The sequence below is a fragment of the Massilia sp. W12 genome (assembly GCF_037300705.1).
In the GTDB taxonomy this organism is placed as follows: domain Bacteria; phylum Pseudomonadota; class Gammaproteobacteria; order Burkholderiales; family Burkholderiaceae_D; genus JACPVY01.
Genome location: NZ_CP147776.1, coordinates 3,905,099 through 3,928,185 on the forward strand (window position 1 = coordinate 3,905,099; position 23,087 = coordinate 3,928,185).

At 58.0% G+C, this 23,087-nt stretch carries 16 protein-coding genes; 8 read left to right on the forward strand and 8 right to left on the reverse strand.

Translation table 11 applies throughout. The features are described 5' to 3' along the window. Positions 1-4 precede the first annotated feature (4 nt). Together V8J88_RS15715 and V8J88_RS15720 are read right to left on the reverse strand one after the other, a co-directional pair. Positions 5-1,675 carry a methyl-accepting chemotaxis protein gene (locus tag V8J88_RS15715; RefSeq protein ID WP_338845139.1) on the reverse strand — a complete coding sequence of 557 codons (1,671 nt, stop codon included), beginning with the start codon at positions 1,673-1,675 and terminating at the stop codon, positions 5-7. A gap of 282 nt (positions 1,676-1,957) precedes the next feature. Next, a complete protein-coding gene (locus V8J88_RS15720; protein ID WP_338845140.1) occupies positions 1,958-3,001 on the reverse strand; it encodes a carbon-nitrogen hydrolase family protein in 1,044 nt (347 codons plus the stop codon). Between the two features lie 435 nt (positions 3,002-3,436). Between V8J88_RS15720 and V8J88_RS15725 the strand changes: the two genes are divergently transcribed. From V8J88_RS15725 to V8J88_RS15735, 3 genes are all read left to right on the forward strand, one after another. Further along, on the forward strand, positions 3,437-3,898 hold the full coding sequence (locus tag V8J88_RS15725; protein WP_338845141.1) for a MarR family transcriptional regulator: 462 nt from the start codon (positions 3,437-3,439) through the stop codon (positions 3,896-3,898). Between the two features lie 537 nt (positions 3,899-4,435). Further along, positions 4,436-7,483 (forward strand): ExeM/NucH family extracellular endonuclease, encoded by a 3,048-nt coding sequence (locus tag V8J88_RS15730; protein WP_338845142.1) that lies wholly within the window; start codon positions 4,436-4,438, stop codon positions 7,481-7,483. Between the two features lie 63 nt (positions 7,484-7,546). Continuing rightward, complete coding sequence (locus V8J88_RS15735; RefSeq protein WP_338845143.1) at positions 7,547-8,158, forward strand: NF038129 family PEP-CTERM protein; 612 nt, start codon at positions 7,547-7,549, stop codon at positions 8,156-8,158. Between the two features lie 63 nt (positions 8,159-8,221). Here V8J88_RS15735 and V8J88_RS15740 read toward each other — a convergent pair whose 3' ends face one another. After that, positions 8,222-9,631 carry a S41 family peptidase gene (locus V8J88_RS15740; RefSeq protein ID WP_338845144.1) on the reverse strand — a complete coding sequence of 470 codons (1,410 nt, stop codon included), beginning with the start codon at positions 9,629-9,631 and terminating at the stop codon, positions 8,222-8,224. 582 nt (positions 9,632-10,213) lie between these two features. Between V8J88_RS15740 and V8J88_RS15745 the strand changes: the two genes are divergently transcribed. Beyond that, positions 10,214-12,196 carry an ExeM/NucH family extracellular endonuclease gene (locus V8J88_RS15745; RefSeq protein ID WP_338845145.1) on the forward strand — a complete coding sequence of 661 codons (1,983 nt, stop codon included), beginning with the start codon at positions 10,214-10,216 and terminating at the stop codon, positions 12,194-12,196. 256 nt (positions 12,197-12,452) lie between these two features. Here the strand turns inward: V8J88_RS15745 and V8J88_RS15750 are convergent, their stop codons facing one another. Further along, positions 12,453-13,538, reverse strand: a complete 1,086-nt coding sequence (locus V8J88_RS15750) for a TRAP transporter substrate-binding protein (RefSeq protein WP_338845146.1) — start codon at positions 13,536-13,538, stop codon at positions 12,453-12,455. A gap of 128 nt (positions 13,539-13,666) precedes the next feature. Next, positions 13,667-15,019: a metalloprotease PmbA gene (gene pmbA, locus V8J88_RS15755; RefSeq protein ID WP_338845147.1), complete on the reverse strand. Its 1,353-nt coding sequence runs from the start codon at positions 15,017-15,019 to the stop codon at positions 13,667-13,669. 309 nt (positions 15,020-15,328) lie between these two features. Between pmbA and yjgA the strand changes: the two genes are divergently transcribed. From yjgA to maiA, 4 genes are read left to right on the forward strand one after another with little or no spacing between them, the layout of a single operon-like run. Then, positions 15,329-15,946 carry a ribosome biogenesis factor YjgA gene (yjgA, locus tag V8J88_RS15760; protein ID WP_338845148.1) on the forward strand — a complete coding sequence of 206 codons (618 nt, stop codon included), beginning with the start codon at positions 15,329-15,331 and terminating at the stop codon, positions 15,944-15,946. Further along, the gene (gene mog / locus V8J88_RS15765; RefSeq protein ID WP_338845149.1) at positions 15,933-16,559 is read left to right on the forward strand and encodes a molybdopterin adenylyltransferase; all 627 of its coding nucleotides are present in this window, start codon (positions 15,933-15,935) and stop codon (positions 16,557-16,559) included. Before yjgA ends, mog begins: the two co-directional genes overlap by 14 nt. A 10-nt stretch (positions 16,560-16,569) precedes the next feature. Beyond that, positions 16,570-17,256, forward strand: coding sequence for a dienelactone hydrolase family protein (locus V8J88_RS15770; protein ID WP_338845150.1), 687 nt, complete (start codon positions 16,570-16,572; stop codon positions 17,254-17,256). An 11-nt stretch (positions 17,257-17,267) separates the two neighbouring features. After that, positions 17,268-17,912, forward strand: coding sequence for a maleylacetoacetate isomerase (gene maiA, locus V8J88_RS15775; RefSeq protein WP_338845151.1), 645 nt, complete (start codon positions 17,268-17,270; stop codon positions 17,910-17,912). Positions 17,913-17,938: 26 nt separating this feature from the next. Here the strand turns inward: maiA and V8J88_RS15780 are convergent, their stop codons facing one another. The 3 genes from V8J88_RS15780 to V8J88_RS15790 are packed head-to-tail and all read right to left on the reverse strand — an operon-like array spanning position 17,939 to position 23,086. After that, positions 17,939-19,663, reverse strand: coding sequence for an AMP-binding protein (locus V8J88_RS15780; RefSeq protein ID WP_338845152.1), 1,725 nt, complete (start codon positions 19,661-19,663; stop codon positions 17,939-17,941). Beyond that, entirely contained in the window at positions 19,660-21,588 is a 1,929-nt protein-coding gene (locus V8J88_RS15785) for an FAD/NAD(P)-binding protein (protein ID WP_338845153.1), read from the reverse strand. The genes V8J88_RS15780 and V8J88_RS15785 overlap by 4 nt, the downstream gene beginning before the upstream one ends. Positions 21,589-21,628: 40 nt before the next feature. Beyond that, a complete protein-coding gene (locus V8J88_RS15790) occupies positions 21,629-23,086 on the reverse strand; it encodes a hypothetical protein (protein WP_338845154.1) in 1,458 nt (485 codons plus the stop codon). Position 23,087: the final 1 nt, after the last annotated feature.

Consider the following 23,087-nt stretch of genomic DNA (forward strand, 5'->3'; position numbering starts at 1 on the left):
ATTCTCAGGCGCGGCCCAGCGCAGCTTTGGCGCGCGTCTTGGCAGCCAGCGTTTGGGGCATAGTTGACGGCAAACGCAATTGCGGAGCTTGCTGCGTCAGCGCACTGACGCCGGCTGCGGTTTTATGCAATTTGAATGTGCCAAGCAACTGCGCTTGCTGCCGCGCCTGTTCCTGCAAAGCTTCAGCGGATGCGGCAGCCTGCTCCACCAAGGCGGCGTTTTGCTGTGTCACATGATCCATTTCAGAAATCGCCTGATTGATTTGCTCAATCCCGGCGATCTGCTCATTGCTGGCGTTGCTGATTTCGTTGATGATGCCGGAGACTTTTTGCACGCTCTGCACCACATTTTCCATTGTGTCCCCGGCTTGCGCCACCAGCCGGCTGCCGTCTTCGACTTTTTGCACAGAGTCGCTGATCAGGCCTTTGATTTCCTTGGCCGCGCTGGCCGAGCGCTGCGCCAGACTGCGCACTTCCGCCGCCACCACGGCAAAACCGCGTCCCTGCTCGCCGGCGCGCGCCGCCTCGACTGCGGCATTCAAGGCCAGGATATTGGTTTGGAATGCGATGCCGTCAATCACGCCGATGATGTCAACAATTTTGCGCGATGAGGAATTGATCGAATCCATGGTTTGCACCACCTGTCCCACCACTTGACCGCCTTGCAGCGCAACCGCCGATGCGTCATGCGCCAGACGATTGGCGTCGCGCGCATGTTCAGCATTTTGCCGCACGGTGGATGTCAGCTGCTCCATCGATGAAGCGGTTTCTTCCAGTGAGCTGGCCTGATGTTCGGTGCGGCTGGATAAATCCTGGTTGCCGGCGGCAATTTCAGTGGAAGCCTGGGCCATGGTTTCTGCGCCGTTTTTAATCTGTCCCACTACCTGGCCCAATTTATCGCGCATGGTGCGGATGGAATATAAGAGACTGTGCTCATCGCCGGCGCTGGTCTCAATCTGCACCGCCAGATCGCCATGCGCGATGCGCTCGGTGATTTCAGCAGCATAGTGCGGCTCGCCGCCCAGCTGCCGCAAAATCGAACGGCGGATGAAAAACGCCAACAAGCCGCCAGCCAGAAAAGCCGCCGAACTCAAGAGCACCACCAGCTCCATATTCAGTTGCGACTGCTGCTGCACATTGCGCCCGGCCAGGTCGATGATCTGGCGCTGCCGCGCAATCACCCGGTGCATGCTTTCCAGATACGCATTCAGCGCCGGGTACATATCCTGCTCAAAAAACCGGTTGGCAACCTCAATATTGCCGCTGTCTTTTTCTTTGAAGGCCTGCGCGCGCGCTTTTTGATAAGCGCTGCGCTTTTCCTGCGCCTGCTGCAGCAAGTCTTTCAAACCGGGATCGCTGATGCGTTGCTTGATCTTTTCGCGGATATCGTTGACCACGCCATTGGTTTTGGCAATCCCGTCAAGGAAATATTTTTGCTGCGTGCTGTCCGGGCTTTTCGCGGCAGCGATGGTGCGCACCATACTTGCTTCGATATACCCATACCATTGCGCAATCAGGCGCTCGTTTTGCAATTCCTCGCTCAATAATTTTTCCATGGTCAGATTGGTTTGCTGCATGCGCCAGCAACTCAATCCGGCCACCACAGCCAACAACATCAAAACCACGCCAAAGCCGATTGACAAACGGGCTCCCACTTTCATGTTTGAAATTTTCATGTGAACTCTCCAGACAAGGAAGGCGGCGCTGAAAACAGGGACGGACAGCCGGACATGCGCCACAGACTGGACAGCATGCCCGTCTGCAGCTGCTGTGCACAGCTGAATTTCTGCGGAGAATCACAGCATGAGGCTTGCGCCGCCAGCCGCAGCACTGCGTGAACGGAAAGACAAGTCAATTCATGCAGTGCGCTGGCGCAGGATTACGCAGGATCGCTACGTCTTTGCCGCCATTACAGACAACCGGAATCACCGGCACGCCACAGGGACGCCAGCATTGCGCTAGCTGTTGGAGCCGGAAGTGGCATCGCCGGCGCCAAGATCGGGCCAGACCGGAGGGTTATCCTCCAGCCAGGTAATGGGTTTTTTGCGCGAGCGGTCCACCCGCACATCAAAAATATCAAACCGGTTGTAATAACCAACCACATCATGCAATTGCTTAGGCTCAACGCACTGTTGCAAATCCATGGTGCAATATGCAATGCCCTCTTCTTTTTGCAGGCAATCGCCAATCTGCGCGCCGGTCGGATCGACAAACATCGAAGCCGCCTGCGGCGTATGGTCTAAAATCGCCGCCACGGCCGGGTCGCGCTGCACCAGAAAATCGCGCATCGCCTTGTCCATAAAACCGGCGCAACTGATGCCGAACAACTTGCCTTCAAACGCATGCGCCGCCAGGCGGATGCGGTTGGCCGCCAGATTGTCATAATTGCCGTTTTCGCCCGGCGTCTTGGTCGGCCATACGCTGGGCCAGGTGGCGATATGAATTTGCTCCCCCTGCGCCAGCAAAGCATAACGCGCCAGCGGATTGGTGTTTTCACCGCATATCAGCATGCCTATCCGTCCCAAACGGGTGGCGGCGACTTGCAAGCCGGCCCCATCGCCGGGAGCCCAGACCAGTTTTTCATAAAAGGTCGGCATTAATTTGCGATGGTGCGAGAGCAAGCGGCCTTCGTCGCTGATCAAAAGATTGCTATTCCAGATGCCGCCGGAGGAAACCGGATTTTTTTCGCTGATGCCGATTGAAATAAAGACTTGATAACGGCGCGCGGCGGCCGCGATCAAGGCGATTTCCGGGCCTGGCGTCTCCAGACTGTGCGCCACCATGCGGGCAAATAAATCGTGATTGTGGATCGGCGCCCACAAGCCGGCCCAGACCGGGAAGGCGGGAATGAAAGATTCGGGAAAAGCGATTAATTGCGCGCCGTTGCGGGCCGCCTCTTCGATCAAAGCCAGCGCTTTCTGGGTAGTGGCGTTCTTATCGAGAAACACCGGCGCCACATGCATCGCGGCAACTTTGCAAACTGGCATATGATCTGGATTCATCAGTGCAACTCCCACAGAGGTCGGTGACAAGACTGCCTGAACTTCTGCCAGTGTACTCTTTGCCGGATAAAAGAAAAGGGGCGTTGCAAGTCCGGCCCGTCTTTTTTTATTATTCAGCGTAATTACTGACTTTTTGCCAATTTTATACAGACGGAAGGGTGCAGATTGCTATGGCGCAGTAATCTGTGACGGAAGAAAAAAGGGTGACATCACCCCAGCATCTGTGTGTCACCCTGAGCGCATTGTGACAGCGAAAGCGCCATCAGAAAGCGGGAAAGCAGGATCGATTATATTTGCAGAAATGCTTCAAGGCCAAGCCTTTTCTCAATGATACAATCCTGCCCACACAGGGCCGGCACACCAAATACCGCACATAGCAACGTCCGGCGCGTCTGCGCACTGTCACGATACGCAGGCATATGGGGAGAGATTCAAATGAGCGCAAATCAGGCGCAAAGCCAAGTCAGCAGCAGCGCAATGCGCAATCTGCGCAGCATCATGCGCGCCAACGCCGCCTGGTCCGCCTGGGTTGAAAAGCGCTGCGGCGTCACCGGCGCGCAACTCAACGTCTTGCAGGAACTGCAACAGGAACCGGGCATGCGGGTCGGCGATTTGGCGCAAAAACTGGCGATACACCAATCCACCGCCAGCAATTTGATCGACGGCCTGGAAAAGCGTGGTCTGATCAATAAAATGCGTGAAGAAAGCGATCAGCGCGTGGTTCGCCTGCAACTATCCGAAAGCGCGCAAACCTTGCTGCAAAACTCACCGCTGCAAGCGCGCGGCTTGTTGAGTCAGGCTTTGCTGCAAATGGATGATGACAGCCTGGAGCAGCTCAATAATGGTTTGGTCAGTTTAATGTCGGCAATGGAAAGCCTGAGCAAACTGCTCGGCTGATTGCAATCCACACGCAAACTGTACTGCACGCCAGCCCCTAGGGATTTCACTCTACAACATTGATTGACAGAAAAATCCCTGCTTCTGCAGATTACGTTTTGTCACGCTTAAAAACAACCATCAGCATTAAATTCAGAGTACCCAAAAGGCATTTCTCAGTTACAAAATTGCCTGATGGAAAGCCGTCAAATCGCCCTCTTTCCCTTGTCACGCCGATTTTCAAGGTATTTTGTTTTTTTCGCAATCCGGTTATCATATATTCATATCTTTATGACAGGAATATTTTTGCGCTTAGATCAGTTCCAGCATTTTCGCCGGGATTGTAAGAAATTGATGCCAAAAAAGTCTTTTTTTTGACATATTTCCGCACTATAATTGCGCCCGGTCTTGTCAGACTGATAAAAATTGCCGTGCAGCATCAGAAGTAACAAAAATACAGGCAACCCTTCCCGGTTCCAATCTCCTGACATTGACAGCAATCGCTTGCCCGGTTTGCAAGCAAGACTCCCGCTTACTTTTTAAAACAGGAAACACTCGATGAATAGCCCCGTAGCATCTGTCCCGACGCGCGCCCAAGGCCAGCGCGTGCGCGGCCACCAAGCCCCAGGCCGTATGACTTTGCTCGCAGCCAGCTTTGCTGTCCTGTCAGCTTTCGCCACCCCTGGCTTTGCAGCGTCTGATGTGGTGATCAGCCAGATCTATGGCGGCGGCGGCAACACCGGCGCCACCTACAAAAACGATTTCATCGAACTGTTCAACCGCAGCGCAAGCGCGGTTTCCCTGAACGGCTGGAGCGTGCAATACGCCTCCGCCACCGGCACTTCCTGGCAAGTCACGACTCTGCCGAATGTCACCCTGCAACCAGGCCAATACCTGCTGGTGCAACAAGCTGCCGGCGCCGGCGGCACGCAAAATCTGCCGACCCCGGACAAAGTGGGCAGCATCGCCATGTCCGCCACCTCCGGCAAAGTGGTGTTGGCCAATATCAGCACCGCTGTGAGCGGCCCGACTGCCGCCGCCGTGATGGATCTGGTCGGCTTCGGTACGGCAACTTCGTTTGAAACTGCGGTCGCTGCTTCTCCGTCAAGCACGCAATCGATTGCGCGCGCGAATGATGGTTGTAATGACAGCGACAATAATGGCGCAGACTTCATCGTCGGCGCACCGAATCCGCGCAATACCGCGAGCGCTTTCAAGCAGTGCCAGGCGACGCCGGCGAATCAGCCTATCGTGCCGCAATGCCCGTCCAGCCTGGACGTGGCGAATAACGCCGGCGGCAGCGTAGCTTTGTCCGCCAGCGACGCTGACGGCATGGTCAATCAAGCCGCACTGGGCAATCCCCAATCCGGCATCAGCTTGAGCGGCTTCAGCCCGGCCGCCGCGAATGGCGCCGCCGCGAATGTGACGCTGAATGTGGCCGCAGGTCTGGCCACTGGCGCCTATCCGGTGCAAGTCACCTTCAACAACGATCAAAACCAAAGCGCCAGCTGCACCATCACGGTAAATGTGCAAAGCCCGTCCGCAGTGACGCGCAGCATTCCGCAAATCCAGGGCAATGGCGCGACCAGCCCGCTGGTGGGCACGGTGCAAACCACTGAAGGCGTGGTGACCCTGAAGCTGGCCACCGGCTTCTACATGCAAGACGCCCAGGGCGATGGCGACCCCACCACTTCGGACGGCATTTTTGTGTACACCGGCAGCACCGCCAACACCATCGCCGCCGGGCAAAAAGTGCGCGTCACCGGCACGGTGGCGGAATTCACCGCCGGCGACGCCGCCCGCCCCATCACCCAGCTCGCCAGCGTGACCAAGCTGGAAACCCTGGGCAATGGCTTTAACGTGACGCCGGCCAATCTCAGCCTGCCGCTGTCGCACGCCAATGAGATGGAACGTTACGAAGGCATGCTGGTGCGCTTTGCCAACCGCCTGACCGTGGCGCAAAACTATTTCCTGGGCCGCTATGGTCAGCTGACGCTGTCCGCTGGCCGCCTGGAAATCCCGACCAACCGTTACCCCGCCGGCTCGCCGGAAGCGCAAGCCATGGCCACGCAAAACGCCGCCAGCTGGATTGTGCTGGATGACGGTCTGTCCACCCAAAACCCGAACCCGATTCCCTTCATCGGCCAGGACAACACCGTGCGCGCTGGCGACACCGTGAGCGATCTGACCGGCGTGGTTGACTTCGGCCTGATCACCTCCAGCGCCACCGGCCCGACCGGCTACAAGCTGCAGCCGGTTGTGACCCCGGTGTTTTCGCGTGACAATCCGCGCAGCAACGCGCCGGAATCTGTTGGCGGCAATATCAAAGTGGCCAGCTTCAATGTGCTGAACTACTTCACCACCTTCGCTGACGGCACGACGTTTGACGGCAAGACCGGCCAAGGCTGCAGCATGGGCGGCGTGGTGAATAAGAGCAATTGCCGTGGCGCCAGCAACTTGAATGAATTCAACCGTCAGCGCGCCAAGATCGTGCAAGCGATCAAAGCCGTTGACGCTGACGCAGCCGGTCTGATGGAAATGCAAAACAATGGCGATGTCGCCATCGCCACCCTGGTGGATGCATTGAACGCCGCCACCGCACCGGGCACTTACGCCTATGTGCCGGCGCCGGCGCAAACCGGTGACGACGCGATTCGCGTGGCGATGATCTATAAACCGGCCAAGCTGTCGCTGGCCGGCGCATCGCTGTCCGATACTGATGCGATCAACAACCGTCCGACCCTGGCGCAAACCTTCCGCGCCAGCAATGGCAAGAAATTCTCGCTGGTGGTCAACCATCTGAAATCGAAGAGTTCCTGCCCGGGCGACGGCAGCGCGAATGATGATCAGCGCGACGGTCAAGGTTGCTGGAATGCGCTGCGCGTACAACAAGCGCAACGTCTGGTCAACAGCTTCATTCCGCAAGTGCAGGCGGCCGCCGGCGACAACGATGTGCTGGTGATTGGCGACATGAACGCGTATGGCATGGAAGACCCGATCCGCACCATGATGAACGCCGGCCTGGTGTCGGAAATCGAACGTCATGTGCGTCCGCACGGCGCGCCTTACTCCTTCGTGTTCGATGGTTACAGCGGCTATCTGGATCACGCCCTGTCCACCGCCTCGCTCTCGCCGAAAGTCACCGGCGTGACCGAATGGCACATCAATGCCGACGAGCCGACCGTGATCGACTACAACACCGAGTTCCGCAACCAGGACTTCTACAGCGCCACGCCGTACCGCGCGGCTGACCATGATCCGGTGGTGATCGGTTTGAATCTGCAAGCGCCGTATGTGGACGCCAGCGCCAGCTTCACCACTTTCGCCAGCGGTCTGGTGTTCAATCGCAGCACGCAAACCTTTAACGGTTCGCTGACGCTGCGCGCGAATGCGGCTGTCAACGGCCCGCTGCAAGTGGAACTGAGCGGCCTGCCGGCCGGCGTCACCCTGAAAAACGCCACCGGTCTGCGCAATGGCGTGCCCTACATCACCTTGAATCAAGCGATCAGCGCAGGTCAGGCTGTGAGCGTGCCGCTGTCCTTCAGCAACCCGAACAAGGTTGCGATCAACTACAGCGTGAAGATCTACTCCGGCAGCTTCAACTGATGCGAATGGCGCGGCTGGCTCACGCCGCCGCGCCGGTGACTGAACAATGTATTGAAAGGAATCATGATGTTGCGTAAAACTTTATTGGGTCTTTCCCTGTTGGCGGCTTTTGGCGCGGCGCAAGCCGAAACCTGGCATGTTGAAGTCGATACCAGCGCCCTCTCCGGCCTGGGCTTTTTCGATTTCCAATTCAATCCGGGCGCATTGGATGCCGCCAGCGGCACAGCGCGCGTGAGCCGCTTCCAGGGCGTGCTGGATGCCATCGGCGCGCAAAACAGCGGCGATGTGTCGGGCGCTTTGCCGGCTTCCTTGAATTTCGCCAACAGCCAGTCTTACAACGACGTGTTCCAGGCAGTGCAGCTGGGTGGCCGTTTCAGCTTCAACCTGGATTTTGACGGCGACATGCTGCGCAATCCGAATGGCATTGGCAGCGCATTTGCGTTCTCGATCTATGGCGCGGATGGCGCCAGCGTGCTGGGTCAGGCTGACGCCGCATCCGGCAGCCTGCTGACCTTCAACCTGGGCCAACCGGGCATGGCGGTATCGCATGTGGTGTTTGACAACCAAATCATCGCCGTTTCCAGCGTACCGGAAGCCAGCGAATGGGCCATGCTGGCCGGCGGTCTGGTGGCGATGGCGGCATTTGTGCGCCGCCGCCGTCAACAAGCGGCTTGATGCTGTAAAAAAAGCCGGCTGCGCAAGCCGGCTTTTTTATTTCCGCCATGGCGCCGCCCTGCGCTACAGCTTCGATTGCTGTTGCATTCGCCTGACAACAGCCTGCACCAGGCTATCCGGCGCGCTCACATCATCTTGCATCAGCCAATCCGGGCTTAACAGCTGTTCGCTAAAACCGCCTTGTGGCCGCGCCACCCAAAACCTTGGTATGACGATGAATAACTTGCTGTGCGGCAGCGTCACATACTGAATCCCCCCGGTAGAACGCGAACGCACATAAGCCGCTTCCCCCGCCAGCGTGGCAAAGCCAAAATCCTGCATCACATTCGCAAATTGCACCGCCGATGAATAGGTGCGGCGGCCAATCAACAGCACGACTTTCCCCTTGAAACGGAGCGGGTTTGCCAGCTGTGGCTGATGCCATGTGTTGATTTGCCCGTCAATCACCTGACCTGCCGGCTCGGCGGGCGTGGCGCGGCTGGCGATCACTTTCTTTTTCGAGTGAGACCCCGCCCGGAATGGCTGGTCTGCCAGGTAGGGCATGACATGCTCAAGCCAGACTGAATCATTCCCGCCACGGTTTTCCCGCACGTCAATAATCAGCCTGGTCGCGCCAGAGGCTTTCATCTGTGTGAAGGCTTGTTTGGTAAACACCCCCACCGCCGGCTCATCCGGCAGGCTGAACGAGCCCAGTTTCAAATAGGCAGTCTGCGCATCCAGCGCCTGATAGCTGAAAAAGTCAGCGATCTCTTTACCCGTATCCCGGCCAAGCCGCGCAGCCTGTTTGCTGGCCGGCAAAGTCAACTCAGTCAACTTATCGTTTTGCTTTAAGCGCAGCGTAAATTCAGCCGGCGAGCCAAATAAGCTGGCGTAATACAGTTGGAAAGACGGCCCCAGCAAATTGGCTCTGTTCATTGGGGTGTCGCCGTGGCGCAAGGCCAGCAATTGACGGCTGAGCAATGGCGCAACCACGCCATTAATCGCTTCAATGCGTGCGCCACGCCATGCAGTCGCGCCCCCGCCAGCCAGCGCCAGCACAGTCAGCTCGCCATCGGGTTTGACATGCACTTCAAATGGAAAACCACCGCCAATATTGTCGATGAACTTTTGCAGATCGTGTTCCGTTTCCGGCAAATTCACCGACCAATGTCCATCATTGAACAGGGGATTGAGCCTGGCCATCCTGAGCCAGAACTCCTTGGCAGTCAGCGCTTCAGTCAGACTGGCAGCAATTTCAGCGTAAGCCTGTTCCAATTGGGCCGGGGAGGCCGAGTGGCTGATGTCCGGATGAATGGCATCGATATGCGCGCGCAGGCTTTGGAGGTCAGCTTTGAGCTGCGCAGGCGTGAACTTAAGCGCCTGCACAGCAGATTGGCTATCGCGCTCAGGCTGCACATCGTTCGCTGTGCTGCTCAATGGCAGCAGGCAAACACAGCATAGCAGGGACGATGCAAACAGATTTTTAGCAGGCATATTTTCCTTGGTGACATATTCGACAGATGAGCCTGAACAGCTGCTTAGCCCCGCAGCATGACAGAAAATTCGGCAGGCCGCCCGCCTTCTTTGCAGCCTTCCTTGGCAGCTGATGGCGCATATTGTAATGGGGGACAGAAAGCCTGGCAGATTTTTGCGGGCTGCGCCCTTGATCCAAAAGAGGAGAAAAGCGGAGTGAATCCGCCATTGTTTGCAGATCATGTTGCGCCCAGCTGCTGCACAATTTCCAGCCCGCAATCACGCGCATCTTAGCGGGAAGGTGCGTTTTTCTGACTGGCTTCATATATACAAATCAGTATGATTGGTACAATCCTGCACGAATATAAATTTCAGAATAGTGGATGAAATCACAATGAATTAATCGCAAAAAAGTCTTTTTTGGCATATTTCCGCGCTATACTTTCGCCCGGTCTTGTCAGACTGATCAAATTGCCGCGCAAGCTCAAACAACAAGAACACCGGCAAACACCCCCGCTTCCAATCTCCTGACCTTGACATCAATCGCTTGCCTGGTTTGCAAGCAAAACCCCCGCTTATTCTTAAAAAAACAGGAAACACGCAATGAAAAACCTATCAACCTCTATTTCAATGCCCGCCCACGCCCTGCGTGTGCGCCCACAACAACCCTCCAGTCATCTGACTCTGCTGAGCGTCAGCTTTGCTGTTTTATCCGCATTCTGCACGCCCGGCTTGGCCGCGTCTGATGAAGCGCTCAAGCAGGTCTTGGCTGATCACAGCGGCGCCGTGAAGCTGCTCACGCGCAGCGCGAGTCCGGCTTCGCTGAATCTGCAAAGCGTCGCCGCAATCACGAGCAAGATCCCGCAAATCCAGGGCAGCGGCGCCACCAGCCCGTTGCTGGGCACGGTGCAAACCACCGAAGGCGTGGTGACGCTGAAGCTGGCCAATGGTTTTTACATGCAAGACACCCTGGGCGATGGCAACGCCGCCACTTCGGACGGCATTTTTGTGTACACCGGCAGCACCGCCAACACTATCGCCGCAGGGCAAAAAGTGCGCGTCACCGGCACTGTGGCGGAATTCGTCGCCGGCGACAGCGCCCGCCCCATCACCCAGCTCTCCAGCGTAAGCAAGCTGGAAACCCTGGGCAGTGGTTTTAGCGTGACCCCGGCCAGTATCAGCCTGCCCTTGTCAAACCCGAATGATATGGAGCGTTACGAAGGCATGCTGGTGCGCTTTGCCAACCGCCTCACCGTGGCGCAAAACTATTTCCTGGGGCGCTATGGTCAACTGACCTTGTCGGCAGGCCGGCTGGAAGTTCCGACCAACCGTTATGCTCCCGGCTCATCGAGCGCGCTGGCGATGGCCGCCAAAAACGCCGCCAGTTCGATTGTGTTGGATGACGGTCTGTCCACGCAAAATCCGAATCCGATTCCCTTCATCGGGCAAGACAACACGGTGCGCGCCGGCGATACCGTGAGCAGCCTGACCGGGGTGGTCGATTTCGGTCTGCTTTCCTCCAGCTCGCCCGGCCCGAGCGGCTACAAATTGCAAGCGGTGATCAAGCCGGTGTTTTCGCGCGCCAATCCGCGCAGCAGCACACCGAAAACCGTCGGCGGCAATATCAAAGTCGCCAGCTTTAATGTGCTGAACTACTTCACCACTTTCGCTGATGGCACGACGTTTGACGGCAAGACCGGTCAGGGCTGCAGCATGGGCGGCACGGTCAGCAAGAGCAATTGCCGTGGCGCCAGCGACCTGAATGAATTCAAACGCCAGCGCGCCAAGATCGTGCAAGCCATGAAAGCGGTGAACGCGGATGTGATCGGCCTGATGGAAATGCAAAACAATGGCGATATCGCTATCGCCACGCTGGTGGATGCCTTGAATGCCGCCACCGCCGCCGGCACTTACGCCTATGTGCCGGCGGCGGCGCAAACCGGAGATGATGCGATCCGTGTGGCGATGATTTATAAACCGGCCAAGCTGTCCCTGGTCGGGGTCTCGCTGACGGATAGCGACCCGATCAACAGCCGTCCGACGCTGGCGCAAACCTTCCGCACCAGCACGGGTAAAAAATTCTCGCTGGTGGTCAACCATCTGAAGTCCAAGGGTTCCTGCCCGGGTGATGGCAGCGCGAATGATGATCAGCGCGATGGCCAAGGTTGCTGGAATGCTTTGCGCGTGCAACAGGCGCAGCGCCTGGTCAACAGCTTTTTGCCGCAAGTGCAAGCGGCCGCCGGCAGCAATGATGTGCTGGTGATCGGCGATATGAATGCGTATGGCATGGAAGATCCGATCCGCACGATGCGCAGCGCTGGGCTGGTGTCGGAAATCGAACGTTATGTGCGCCCGCGCGGTATGCCTTACTCGTATGTGTTCGACGGCGCCAGCGGCTATCTGGATCATGCGCTGAGCACCGCTTCACTCTCGCCCAAAGTCACCGGCGTGACAGAATGGCATATCAACGCCGATGAGCCGAGTGTGATCGACTACAACACCGAGTTCCGCACCCAGGATCTGTACAGCGCGACGCCGTACCGCGCCTCTGACCATGATCCCGTGGTGATCGGTTTGAATCTGTAAGCAGTGCGCCACGCCCGTTTCACTGCTGCACTGAAGCAATGGCGCGGCGCGGGCTGGATGCTGGCCTGTTGAAATCCATCACAGCGCGTGGTCCGGCCCGGCCTTGTCATACCGGGGAGCAGATTACGGGCCATACCGGCGGCGATGGCGGCTTTGGCGCACCGCCGTCGCCAAGTTGCTGGATGCTGTAAAAATCCGGCTGATAAAAAAACCGCAGCTTGCAAGGCTGCGGTTTTTTATTCTTGCCACTTGGCGCTTATTTACGGCCCATCTTGATCAGATATTCCTGCATCGGATGTTCCGCCACTTGCGCCCATTGGTTCTGGTCGTTGCGGAAGCGCTTCCATGGTTCGTAGATCTTTTTGAACTTGGCGTTTTTCGCGGCTTCTTCTTCCATCACCTCATGCGCGGCTTTGGCGCAGGCGTCCATGATGTCTTTCGAGAAGGCGCGCAGCTTGACGCCGTTTTTCAACAGACGCGCCAGCGCAGCCGGGTTTTTAGCGTCGTATTCGGCTTGCATATTCACATGCGCCTCATAGCTGGCGACTTCCAGCGCGGCCTGGTATTCCTTGGGCAACTTGTCCCATTCTTTCTGGCCGATGTAGAAGGACAGCTGCGGGCCGGCTTCCCACCAGCCTGGCGAATAGTAGAAGGGCGCAACTTTGTAAAAGCCCAGCTTTTCATCGTCATACGGGCCGACCCATTCCGCTGCGTCGATGGTGCCTTTTTCCAGCGCCGGATAAATATCGCCGCCGGCGATCTGCTGCGGCACCAGCCCCAGCTTGGACATGACGCGCCCGGCGAAACCGCCGATACGCATTTTCAAACCCTTCATATCGTCCACCGAGTGGATTTCTTTGCGGAACCAGCCGCCCATCTGCACCCCGGTATTGCCGCCCATCAGATTGATGATGCCATACGCTTTGTAAAACTCACGCAGCAATTCACGCCCGCCGCCCTGATCAAACCAGGCCGTTTGCTGGCGCGAAGTGAGGCCGAACGGAACTGCGCAGTCAAATGCGAAAGTCGGGTCTTTGCCGAAGTAGTAGTAAGGCGCCGTATGTCCCATTTCGACGGTGCCCGCCTGCACCGCATCCATCACTTGCAGACCCGGCACAATCTCGCCGCCGGCGAAGACGCGGATCTCAAATTTGCCGCCGGTCAGTTGGGCGACGCGCTTGGCGAACACTTCCGCCGCGCCATAAATCGTATCCAGCGATTTCGGGAAGCTGGAGGCAAGACGCCATTTGACGCTGGGGGCGGATTGCGCAATTGCAGGCGCAGCGACAGTGGCGGCAGCGCCGGCCACCGCAGCCTGGGTGATGAAGGAACGACGTTCCATAATGACTCCTCTATCTGATGGAGCGGCCTGCAATGCGGCCCTCTCCGTTGATCAAGCCTGAAAATATGCGTAACAAATGCAGCATAGTGTTACAGCCGTCGCAGATTGTATCCTGCTTTTGGCCAAATTCAATTGCCTGCCACCACCATGTTTTCGATCAAAATCGAACCGCAGGTTTTGGCCCCGCGCTGCATTTCATCCGCGCCCACCGCCACAATTTGCTGGAACATGTCACGCATATTGCCGGCAATTGTGATTTCCTCGACCGGGTAGGCAATCACGCCGTTTTCGACCCAAAAACCGGCGGCGCCGCGCGAATAATCGCCGGTCACATAATTCACGCCCTGCCCCATCAAATCCGTCACCAGCAAGCCGGTGCCGAGCTTTTGCAGCATGGCGTTGAAATCATCGGTTTTGCGGGTGCGCGAGGAGCGCAGGCGCAGATTGTGCGAGCCGCCGGCGTTCCCGGTGCTGACCATGCCCAGCTTGCGCGCGGAATAGGTGGACAGAAAATAACCCTGCACCACGCCCTTGCTGACCACCTCACGGCGCACTGTGCGCACGCCTTCCTCATCAAACGGGGCCGAGCCCATGCCGCCTTTGATGTGCGGCTCTTCCAGAATACTGATATGCGAGGGAAACACTTGCCGTCCCAGGCTGTCGAGCAGGAAAGAAGATTGGCGATACAGCGAACTGCCTGAAACCGCCTGCACAAAGGCGCCCAGCAAACCAACCGCCAACGGTGCTTCATATAAAACCGGATACTGACCGGTCTTCAGACGGCGCGCATGCAAACGCGACAAAGCACGTTCAGCGGCATAACGCCCGACCGCTTCCGGCTCAGCCAATTTACGCGGATCGCGTTGCGAGCTATACCAGTAATCACGCTGCATATGACTGCCGCGACCGGTGATCGGGCAGACTGATAAAGAATGGCGGGAGTAGGGATAACCGCCGGCGAAACCGCGTGAATTCATCATGAAAAATTGCGAATGCTGCACCGAAACCGCACTGCCTTCGCTATTGGTGACGCGCTTATCCACGGCAAACGCCGCATCTTCGGCGCGCTTCGCCAACGCCAGCGCCTCTTGCGCATCAATCGGCCAGTGATAAAACATTTTCAAATCCTGCGGCTGACGCTCCAGCATGTCCACATCCGGCAAGCCGGCGCACGCATCCTCAGCCGTAAAGCGCGCAATATTGCAGGCCGCCTCGACCGTGGCGCGCAATGAAGCAGGGGAAAAATCGGATGTGCTGGCGTTGCCGCGCCGCAAACCCATATACACCGAAACGGCAATCCCTTTATCGCGGTTTTGCTCGATGGTCTCGACTTTGCCGCGCCGCACCGAGACCGACAGGCCACTGCCCTCAGAGACATCGACGGTGGCGTCAGAGCAGCCTTGCTGCTGTGCATGACGCAAAATTTGTTCGGCATAGTCCTGAAACTGCGCCTGGGTATAGGTAAACGCGGAATGCTTCATCCTGGATTCCTTAGTTGGACAGATGTGAGTACGCAGTTTACCGGACTCCTGGCTAGGCGCGACGACGACGCAGACTGCATTCTGCTAGGAGGCGCAACAACGCCAGGGGGCCGGGAAACAAGTAATCGCGTCTGTAGCGCTCTCACCAAACGAGAGGCGATGCAATTTGATGAACATTTTAACAAAATCATTTGGTTGTCGAAGCCAAAAAGCGGTTAACTGAGGAATCTGGGATCATTCTGTCGGTCTTCGGAAAGAGGCTTAAAAGGGTTATGATAGCAGTCGTTGATACTTGCGTGCTTTCACATTATGCCAAATCCAAATCGCGGCTCGTGCGGCTTCCAATCGAATGAATTCGAGCAGGAGTACGACCGGCCCTCAAAGTCCCAATTAAAACGCGAAATGACTGCGTTGCAAAAACTGGGCGAAGAATTAATTGCGCTCTCCAAAGACCGGGTGCGTAAAGTCCCGATGCCGGAAGATGTGCGCGAAGCCATCCTGGCCTGCCAAACCATCCGCGATCATGAAGGCCGCCGCCGCCAGCTGCAGTACGTTGGCAAAAAAATGCGCAGCCTGACTGAAGAGGAAGTGGCGCAAATCCAGCGCATGCTGGAGAGCTTCAAAGGCGGTTCGCGCGCGGAAACCGCGCTCTTGCACGCCACCGAACGCAAACGCGAACGCCTGCTGGCGGACGATAACGCGCTGACCGAATTGCTGGCGCGCCACCCTGAACTCGACGCCCAGCATCTGCGCACCTTAATCCGCAATGCGCGACGCGAGCAGGAACAAAACAAACCGCCCAAGGCTTACCGCGAAATTTTCCAGATTTTGAAAGATCTGGGCACTGCCAGCGCGACCCGTATTGCCGGCGCCGCCGCCGCCCAGGAAGCCGATGAAGCGTCCGGGGATGAAGATGACGAGTCCTGAACGCGCTTTGAAAATCGGCCTGGTTTCGATTTCCGACCGCGCCAGCAGCGGCGTATATCAGGATCAGGGCATTCCGGCCTTGCAAGACTGGTTGCGCACTGCGCTGATTTCTCCCTTTGCATGCGTGACGCGGCTGATTGCCGATGAGCGTGCGCAAATTGAAGCCGCCCTGTGCGAATTAGTCGATGTGGCGCGCTGTGACCTGGTGTTGACCACCGGCGGCACCGGCCCGGCGCGGCGCGATGTGACGCCGGAAGCCACGCTGGCGGTGGCCACACGCGAGATGCCGGGCTTTGGCGAACAAATGCGCCAAATCAGCCTGGCCTTTGTGCCGACGGCGATTTTGTCGCGCCAGGTGGGCGTGTTGCGAGAAATCGAAGGCCATGCCGCCCTGATTTTGAATTTGCCGGGCCAGCCCAAAGCCATCAAAGAAACGCTGGAAGGCTTGCGCGATGAGCAGGGCAAGACCCGCGTGCCGGGCATTTTCGCTGCTGTGCCGTATTGCATTGATCTGATCGGCGGGCCATATGCCGAAACCCGGCCCGAAGTATGCGCCGCCTTCCGCCCCAAATCGGCGCAGCGCCCGGCGGCTGTCCAACAACAACAGCAATGAGGTGCGTGGCATGACGGAAAAATTATTGGATGCGGTGCAACGCGAAACCGGGCCGAAACCGCAGGCGGCAGTGATCTGGTTGCATGGCCTGGGCGATTCCGGCCATGGTTTTTCGCCCATCGTGCCGCAACTCGATCTGGACGGCTGTCCGGACATCCGTTTTATCTTCCCGCATGCGCCAGCGATGCCGGTGACGATCAATAATGGTTATGTGATGCCGGCCTGGTATGACATCCGCGATGGCGATTTGGCGCAGCGCGAGGATGAAGCCGGCTTGCGCAAATCTGAAGCGGCAATCGCCAAATTGATTGCGCGCGAACATGCGCGCGGCATTCCCTATGAACGCATCGTGCTGGCCGGTTTCAGCCAGGGTTGCGCGATGACGCTGCAAACCGGTTTGCGCTTTCCGCACCGCTTAGCCGGCTTGCTCGGCCTGTCAGGTTATTTGCCGCTGGGCCATACGCTGGCCAATGAGCGCCATGCGGCGAACGCCAAAACCCCGCTCATGCTGATGCACGGCAAGCAGGATCCGGTTGTGCCGATCCGGCGCGCCGAGCAAAGCCGCGACCTGCTGGCTGCGCTGGGCTACCGCGTGGAGTGGCGCGCTTATCCAATGGAACATACCGTGATCGATGAGGAACTCGATCATATTTCAGCCTGGCTGCGCGCGCGTCTATGCCCGCCGGCAGCTCAATAAGGAGGAAACGCATGAAGCTGTACACCTATTTCCGCAGCTCCGCCGCCTACCGTGTGCGCATTGCGCTCAATCTCAAGGGCTTGCAGCCGGAGATGATCCCGATTCACCTGCTGAAAGATGGCGGCATGCAATTGCAGCCGGCATACCGCGCCATCAATCCGGAAGGCTTGGTGCCGGCGCTGGAAGATGCCGGTCAAATGCTGACCCAATCGCTGGCCATCATCGAATATCTGGATGAAACCTGTCCGCAGCCGGCCTTGTTGCCGGCTGATGCGCTTGGCCGTGCGCGCGTGCGCGCCCTGAGTCTGTCGATTGCCTGCGACATCCATCCGCTGAATAATTTGCGCATTCTGCGCTATCTGAGCGGTGAATTTCAGGTCACGGAAGAGCAGAAAAACGCCTGGTACCGGCACTGGTGCGAAGTGGGGCTGGGCGCACTCGAAGCGCAGCTCGCGCGCAGCGAGGCCACAGGCCGCTTCTGCCATGGCGACACGCCGGGCATGGCGGACTGCTGCCTTGTGCCGCAAGTCTTCAATGCGCAGCGCTTCAATGTCGATTTGAGCGCGCTGCCGACCATTCTGCGGATTAATCAAGCCTGTCTGGAATTGCCAGCCTTCGAGGCGGCGCATCCATCCAAACAAGCTGACGCGGAATAAAAGCACGCACCGCCTGTGGCGGTGCATCAATTCTGCGCCAACAACTCATCCACCAGATATTCATCGTCCAGCGCGGCAATCGGCAGACCTCGTTTGCCTTCTTTGTCGCGCAATTCAGCCCGCCGCACTTTGCCTGAAGCTGTCTTGGGCAGGGTTTCGACAAAACAAATGCGGCGAATGCGGAATTCCGGCGGTAAATGCTCACACATCCAGCGTGCAATATCGAGCGCGGTTTCCTCGCCGGGGTACCAGTCGGGATGGGTGCAGATAAAGGCTTTCGGCACCACCAAGCCGAGCGGATCCGGGGATGGCACAATCGCCAGCTCGACAATTGCAGGATGCGCCAGCATCACACGCTCCAGTTCAAACGGCGAGATGCGATAGTCAAACGACTTGAACACATCATCAATCCGGCCAATGAAGGTGATATAACCGTCGGCGTCGCGTTTGGCAAAATCGCCGGTATGGTAAAACGCGCCGTCAACCACCCCTCGCTTATTTGTGGTTTGCTCATCATAGCCATGCATCAAGCCACAGGGCTTGCCCTGGCGCAAGTCGAGGCAGACTTCGCCTTCCCCCTCGCCCGCCACCAGCGCACCGCTTTGATCCAATAACACCACCTGGTAACCCGGCATGGGCAAACCCATGGCGCCGATTTTGATGGGCAGGCCGGGCGCATTGCCGACCAGGCAAGTCGCTTCCGATTGGCCATAGCCATCGCGCACTTCCAAGCCCCAGGCTTGTTTGATGGCGTCAAATAGCACCGGCTGCAAGGGTTCGCCGGCAGAATTCAATTGGCGCAAGGCGGCAGGGCGCGCGCCCATACCATGCTGTTGCAACATGCGCCAGACTGTGGTCGGAGCGCAGCAACTGTTGACTGCCCTGCGCTGCAACACATCCAGAATGAATTGCGGCCGGATCTCTGCCGCATCCAGCACCACAATCGTGGATTGCGCATTCCACGGCACAAAAAACGAACTCCAGGCATGCTTGGCCCACCCGGGATTGGATACATTCAGATGCACGCTGCCGGGTGTGACGCCATTCCAATACATGCCGGACAAATGCCCGACCGGGTAGCTGGTGTGCGTGTGCAAGGCCAGTTTCGGCAATGATGTGGTGCCCGATGTGAAATAGCCGAACAATAAATCATGCGCCAGGGTCGGCTCACCCGGATCGTAAGTAAAGGGGGCGTGCCGGCTGTCATCCAGACTGAGCCAGCCTGGCGCTGTTCCCTGCGCCACAATACGGCAATGCAGCGGCGGCAATTGCGCCAGACGTTCCAGTAAAGCAGCCTCGGCAATCAAGTGTTTGATCCCGCCGCGCTGCACCCGATCGGCGCATTCAGCTGCACTGATGGTGACATAGGATGGAATCAAGACCAGACCGAGTTTAATGCCCGCCAACAGCACCTCATATAAAGCGATACTGTTGCGCATCAACACCAGCACGCGTTCGCCACGCTGCATGCCTTGCTGTTGCATCCAGGCGGCAAGCTGATCTGAGCGCCGCGCCAAGCTGGCGAAATCAGCTTCCACATCGCCATCCGGCGCGCACACCACCAGCGCGCAACGGTCCCCATGTTCCGCCGCCACCACATCAAACCAATCTCGCGCCCAATTGAATTGATGCAATTCGGGCCAGCGAAAACCGGCATGCGCCGCAACCGGGTCTCCTGTTTGCAACAGGAAGTCCCGGGCGGCGCGAAATGCGGCGCTGGCGGCAAGATTTGCGCCAGCGGTTTTCATCATTGCTCCAATTCGATCACGGTCTTATAGATGTCATCGGAAATCGATGCGGCATCTTTGGAGAAACGCGATACCGTGTTCGGCGTGCCGCTGCCGACCTGCTGGAACCAGCGCGTATGCTCTGTTGGCAAACCCAGCGCGTAGCAATCGTGATTCGGTTCGCCATTGCCATCAATCACATAGAACGGCGCTTCGGTCACGGCTAAGCCGCCGACTTCAAAACAGTGATCCATCCCGTCGCCATTGGTGTATTCATCAATGAAGCGGTTGGCCAGCATGGCTTGCGTGAGGGCCGAGCTGTCGCTTTGCAGATTGGTGGTCGGCACCCGGGTGTCGATCACGGTTTCAGCCAGCCAGAAGGTGTTGCGCACGCGCGGTGAAGAAACGCGGAACTTGCCTTCGCGCTTATCGCAGGCGAAATTCGCTTCGGGGCCGGCGATTTCCAAAATACCGGCATCCATCAAGGCCACTGCCTGCTCCAGGCGCATCAGCGGCGGGCCGGAAGACAGCGAAGTGGCGGCGGGCACAAAGGCGCCAAGGAAATGATCGCGATGCGAGCGCGGCTCCAAACCGCCAAAGTCCACCGCATGACGGATGGTGTCGCGCACATCGCGCAGCACGTCCAGCGCGGCTTTCAAGGGGCCATCGACATTGCCGCGTTTGGCGGCGGCGATATCGTCCAGCATCACTTTGCGCAAGGCGGTCTGATAGGTCGCGTTGTCGAGAAACTCCATGCCGGCAAAGGGACGCGCCAGTTTATACATATCAAACGGGGTCACGTCGGATAAGCTGTACTTGGCCAGGAAGGTGGCGTCGCGTGTGCTGCCTTCCAAAAAGCGCTGCTGATATTCAGCGGAAAACTCGGCTTCTTTTTCCGGCCCCTGGCGGTGACGCACTTCAATCTTCAGATAGATATGCTCCATTTCCGCATGCAAGAGCGGGAACACATCGCGGTTGAAGTCGAGTTGTTCGGTGTCGCGCTCACGGCGGGCGCGGATGCGCGCCGATTGCAGCGAGCGCTCATTCATGAACAGCGCTTTGAAACTCTGGCCCGGTTTTTTGAAATTTTTACCGCGTGCAAAAATCGGACAGCCGCTGCGCGAGCCGGACACAATCTTCGGTTCACGCCCGCTGGGCTTATACACCAGCTTATCGCCCACGGTTTCAAAATGCCCGCCGCGCCCGACTGTCAGCGACAGCAAAGCGTCGAAGAAGCCCAGCCCCTGGCCGATCATCGCCGCCTGTCCCTCGCTCGGAATTTCATCCAGCGGCATACAGGCGGCGGAATCGCCGGCGACAAAGATCAAGCCCGGATTTTGCTGGGCAAAGCGCATGAATTGTTTTTTCGCCCCCTTCGGCTCATGTTGCGGATGGCCGGTGGTGAGAATGACTTTATGCACTGAGCGCGAGCCGCCGCCATCGGCCAGATGCAGGCTGTGCGCGCCATCTTCTTTGTGCACCGCAATCACTGTGCCGACGATGGATTCAACCGCGACATTCTGCGGCAGATTATCGAGAATCGATTGATACACCGATTTCAGATAATGCCCATACACCACGCGCGGCGCGTAGTCGTCCGGGCCGGCTTCGGGGATATTCGGATCGATTTTGGATTGATCGCGCATCCATTCATACAGCGAAGGGCCATTGCCGGCGCGCGCCGGGCCGCCATCCGGGCCGAAGGAGTACATCGTGACTTGCCCGGTCAGCGTGTTCATCATGAAGTGATCAGCCTGGTCCGTGCGCCAAATCCGTCCCACACCCACTTCATGGCTGTCGATACACAAGATGCGGATTTTGCGCTTTGGCGCCTGCTTGATGCAGCTGTGCACAAAATGTTCCAACACCGACAAACCGCGCGGCCCCATCCCGATGATCGCAATTTTGAATTCATTTTCCGCGTTCAACACGGGGAGATTCGTTGTCATAGCTCACTCCTTTTCCGAACAGATCATTGACAGATTTCAGTTAAGCAGGCACCACTTCATCGTTTTGATTCTCACCTTGCGGCGCTTCGCTGGTGGAGATGCCCAGCAAAGCCGGATTGGCGCCATCCACCATACGCGCAGTGTTGTTTTTGAAATACTTGTCATCGTAATGCGCTTGCACCTGGGCCAGCATGGCGCGGAATTCTTCCGGCCCGAGCTGATCCGGGTGTGCGCCCGGATTGCGGATTTCGAGCGCCATATTGCCCACATTCAGCCAGCGCAAAGCGCCGCCTTTGTCGATGTAGGCGCGCGATTTTTTGGCATTGTCGATATGCAGACAGAACGGCACATCCAGCAGGCCTTTCTTGAAGGCTTTGTCAAACGCCAGATCCAGATGCGGATAATTGCCATGTCCCTCCGCCGCGCCAGCTTCCGCCAGCACGCTTTCAATCACGCGTTTGGCCTGGGTGTACAGATCGTCATCAAAGGGCGTCGGCAGCGCGCGCGGATTGCGCATCAATTCACGCGAATAGTTGTGCGCATGCGTGAGCGAAGCCATGTTTTCGGCAATGGTCGGAATGCGGTGCGCTTCCGCCGGGGTTTTGACGATGATGCGGTCGGCGCAACGCTCCAGTTTTTCTTCCTGTCCCGGCGCGGCGACATTGACCTTGGCGCGCGCTAAAAACACCGATTCGCTCAACAGGTCAGTCGCCCCCTGCACGGTGAGCGGGAACACGCCCATATAGGTGTACAGCACGACATGCCAATCCACCGTCAGATACTCATGCGCCAGACGGCGCATGGCCGCCAGTGCGGCGATATCCTGCGCCATGCTGGTGCCCTGCGCATAACTCATCGAGACGCTCTTGACGCCATAGGTCTGGAAGAAAATGCATTCGAGCACGCTGATCGCCACCAGCAATTCGGGCGGGCACAACTGGCCCAGCATGCAACCGCCGAAGCTTTCCAGGTGGATCACATGGCCGCCGTCACGCGCAGCTTCCTCGCCCAGCATCTCGCTGCAGGCGCGCCAGGAGGCAATCGCGGTTTTCAGCGGGGTGCGGCTGTATGGCAGGCAGTAGGATGCCGGGCCGCCTTCGGTGGCGTCGATGCCGGCTTGAATCAAGACTTTGAAAATATCTTCCGGCGTCGGGCAGCCGTGCCGCACCTGGATCGGAAAGGTTTCATCCTGAATCGCGTACAGCATGGCGCCGGTGGCGTCGGCCCCGTGGGCGCAGATCGGGAAGCCATTCAGGGTGCGCCCTTCGTCCAGCGCACGGCGCGCCGAAGCGTCATCGCGCACCCGGGTGTAGCTGTCGAGGGTAATGGTGCCGATGGTGGGAATGCGCCCGCCGAACGGCGATTCGGGATCATGTCCGGCGGCCTTCACCGCCGCCAGTCCCTGTTGCATGGCGCGCAAATGGGTGAAGCCCATGCGCGGCTGCACCACCAGAAAATCGGCTTTGCGCGCGTTCTGGATAAATTTGACGAAATTCATA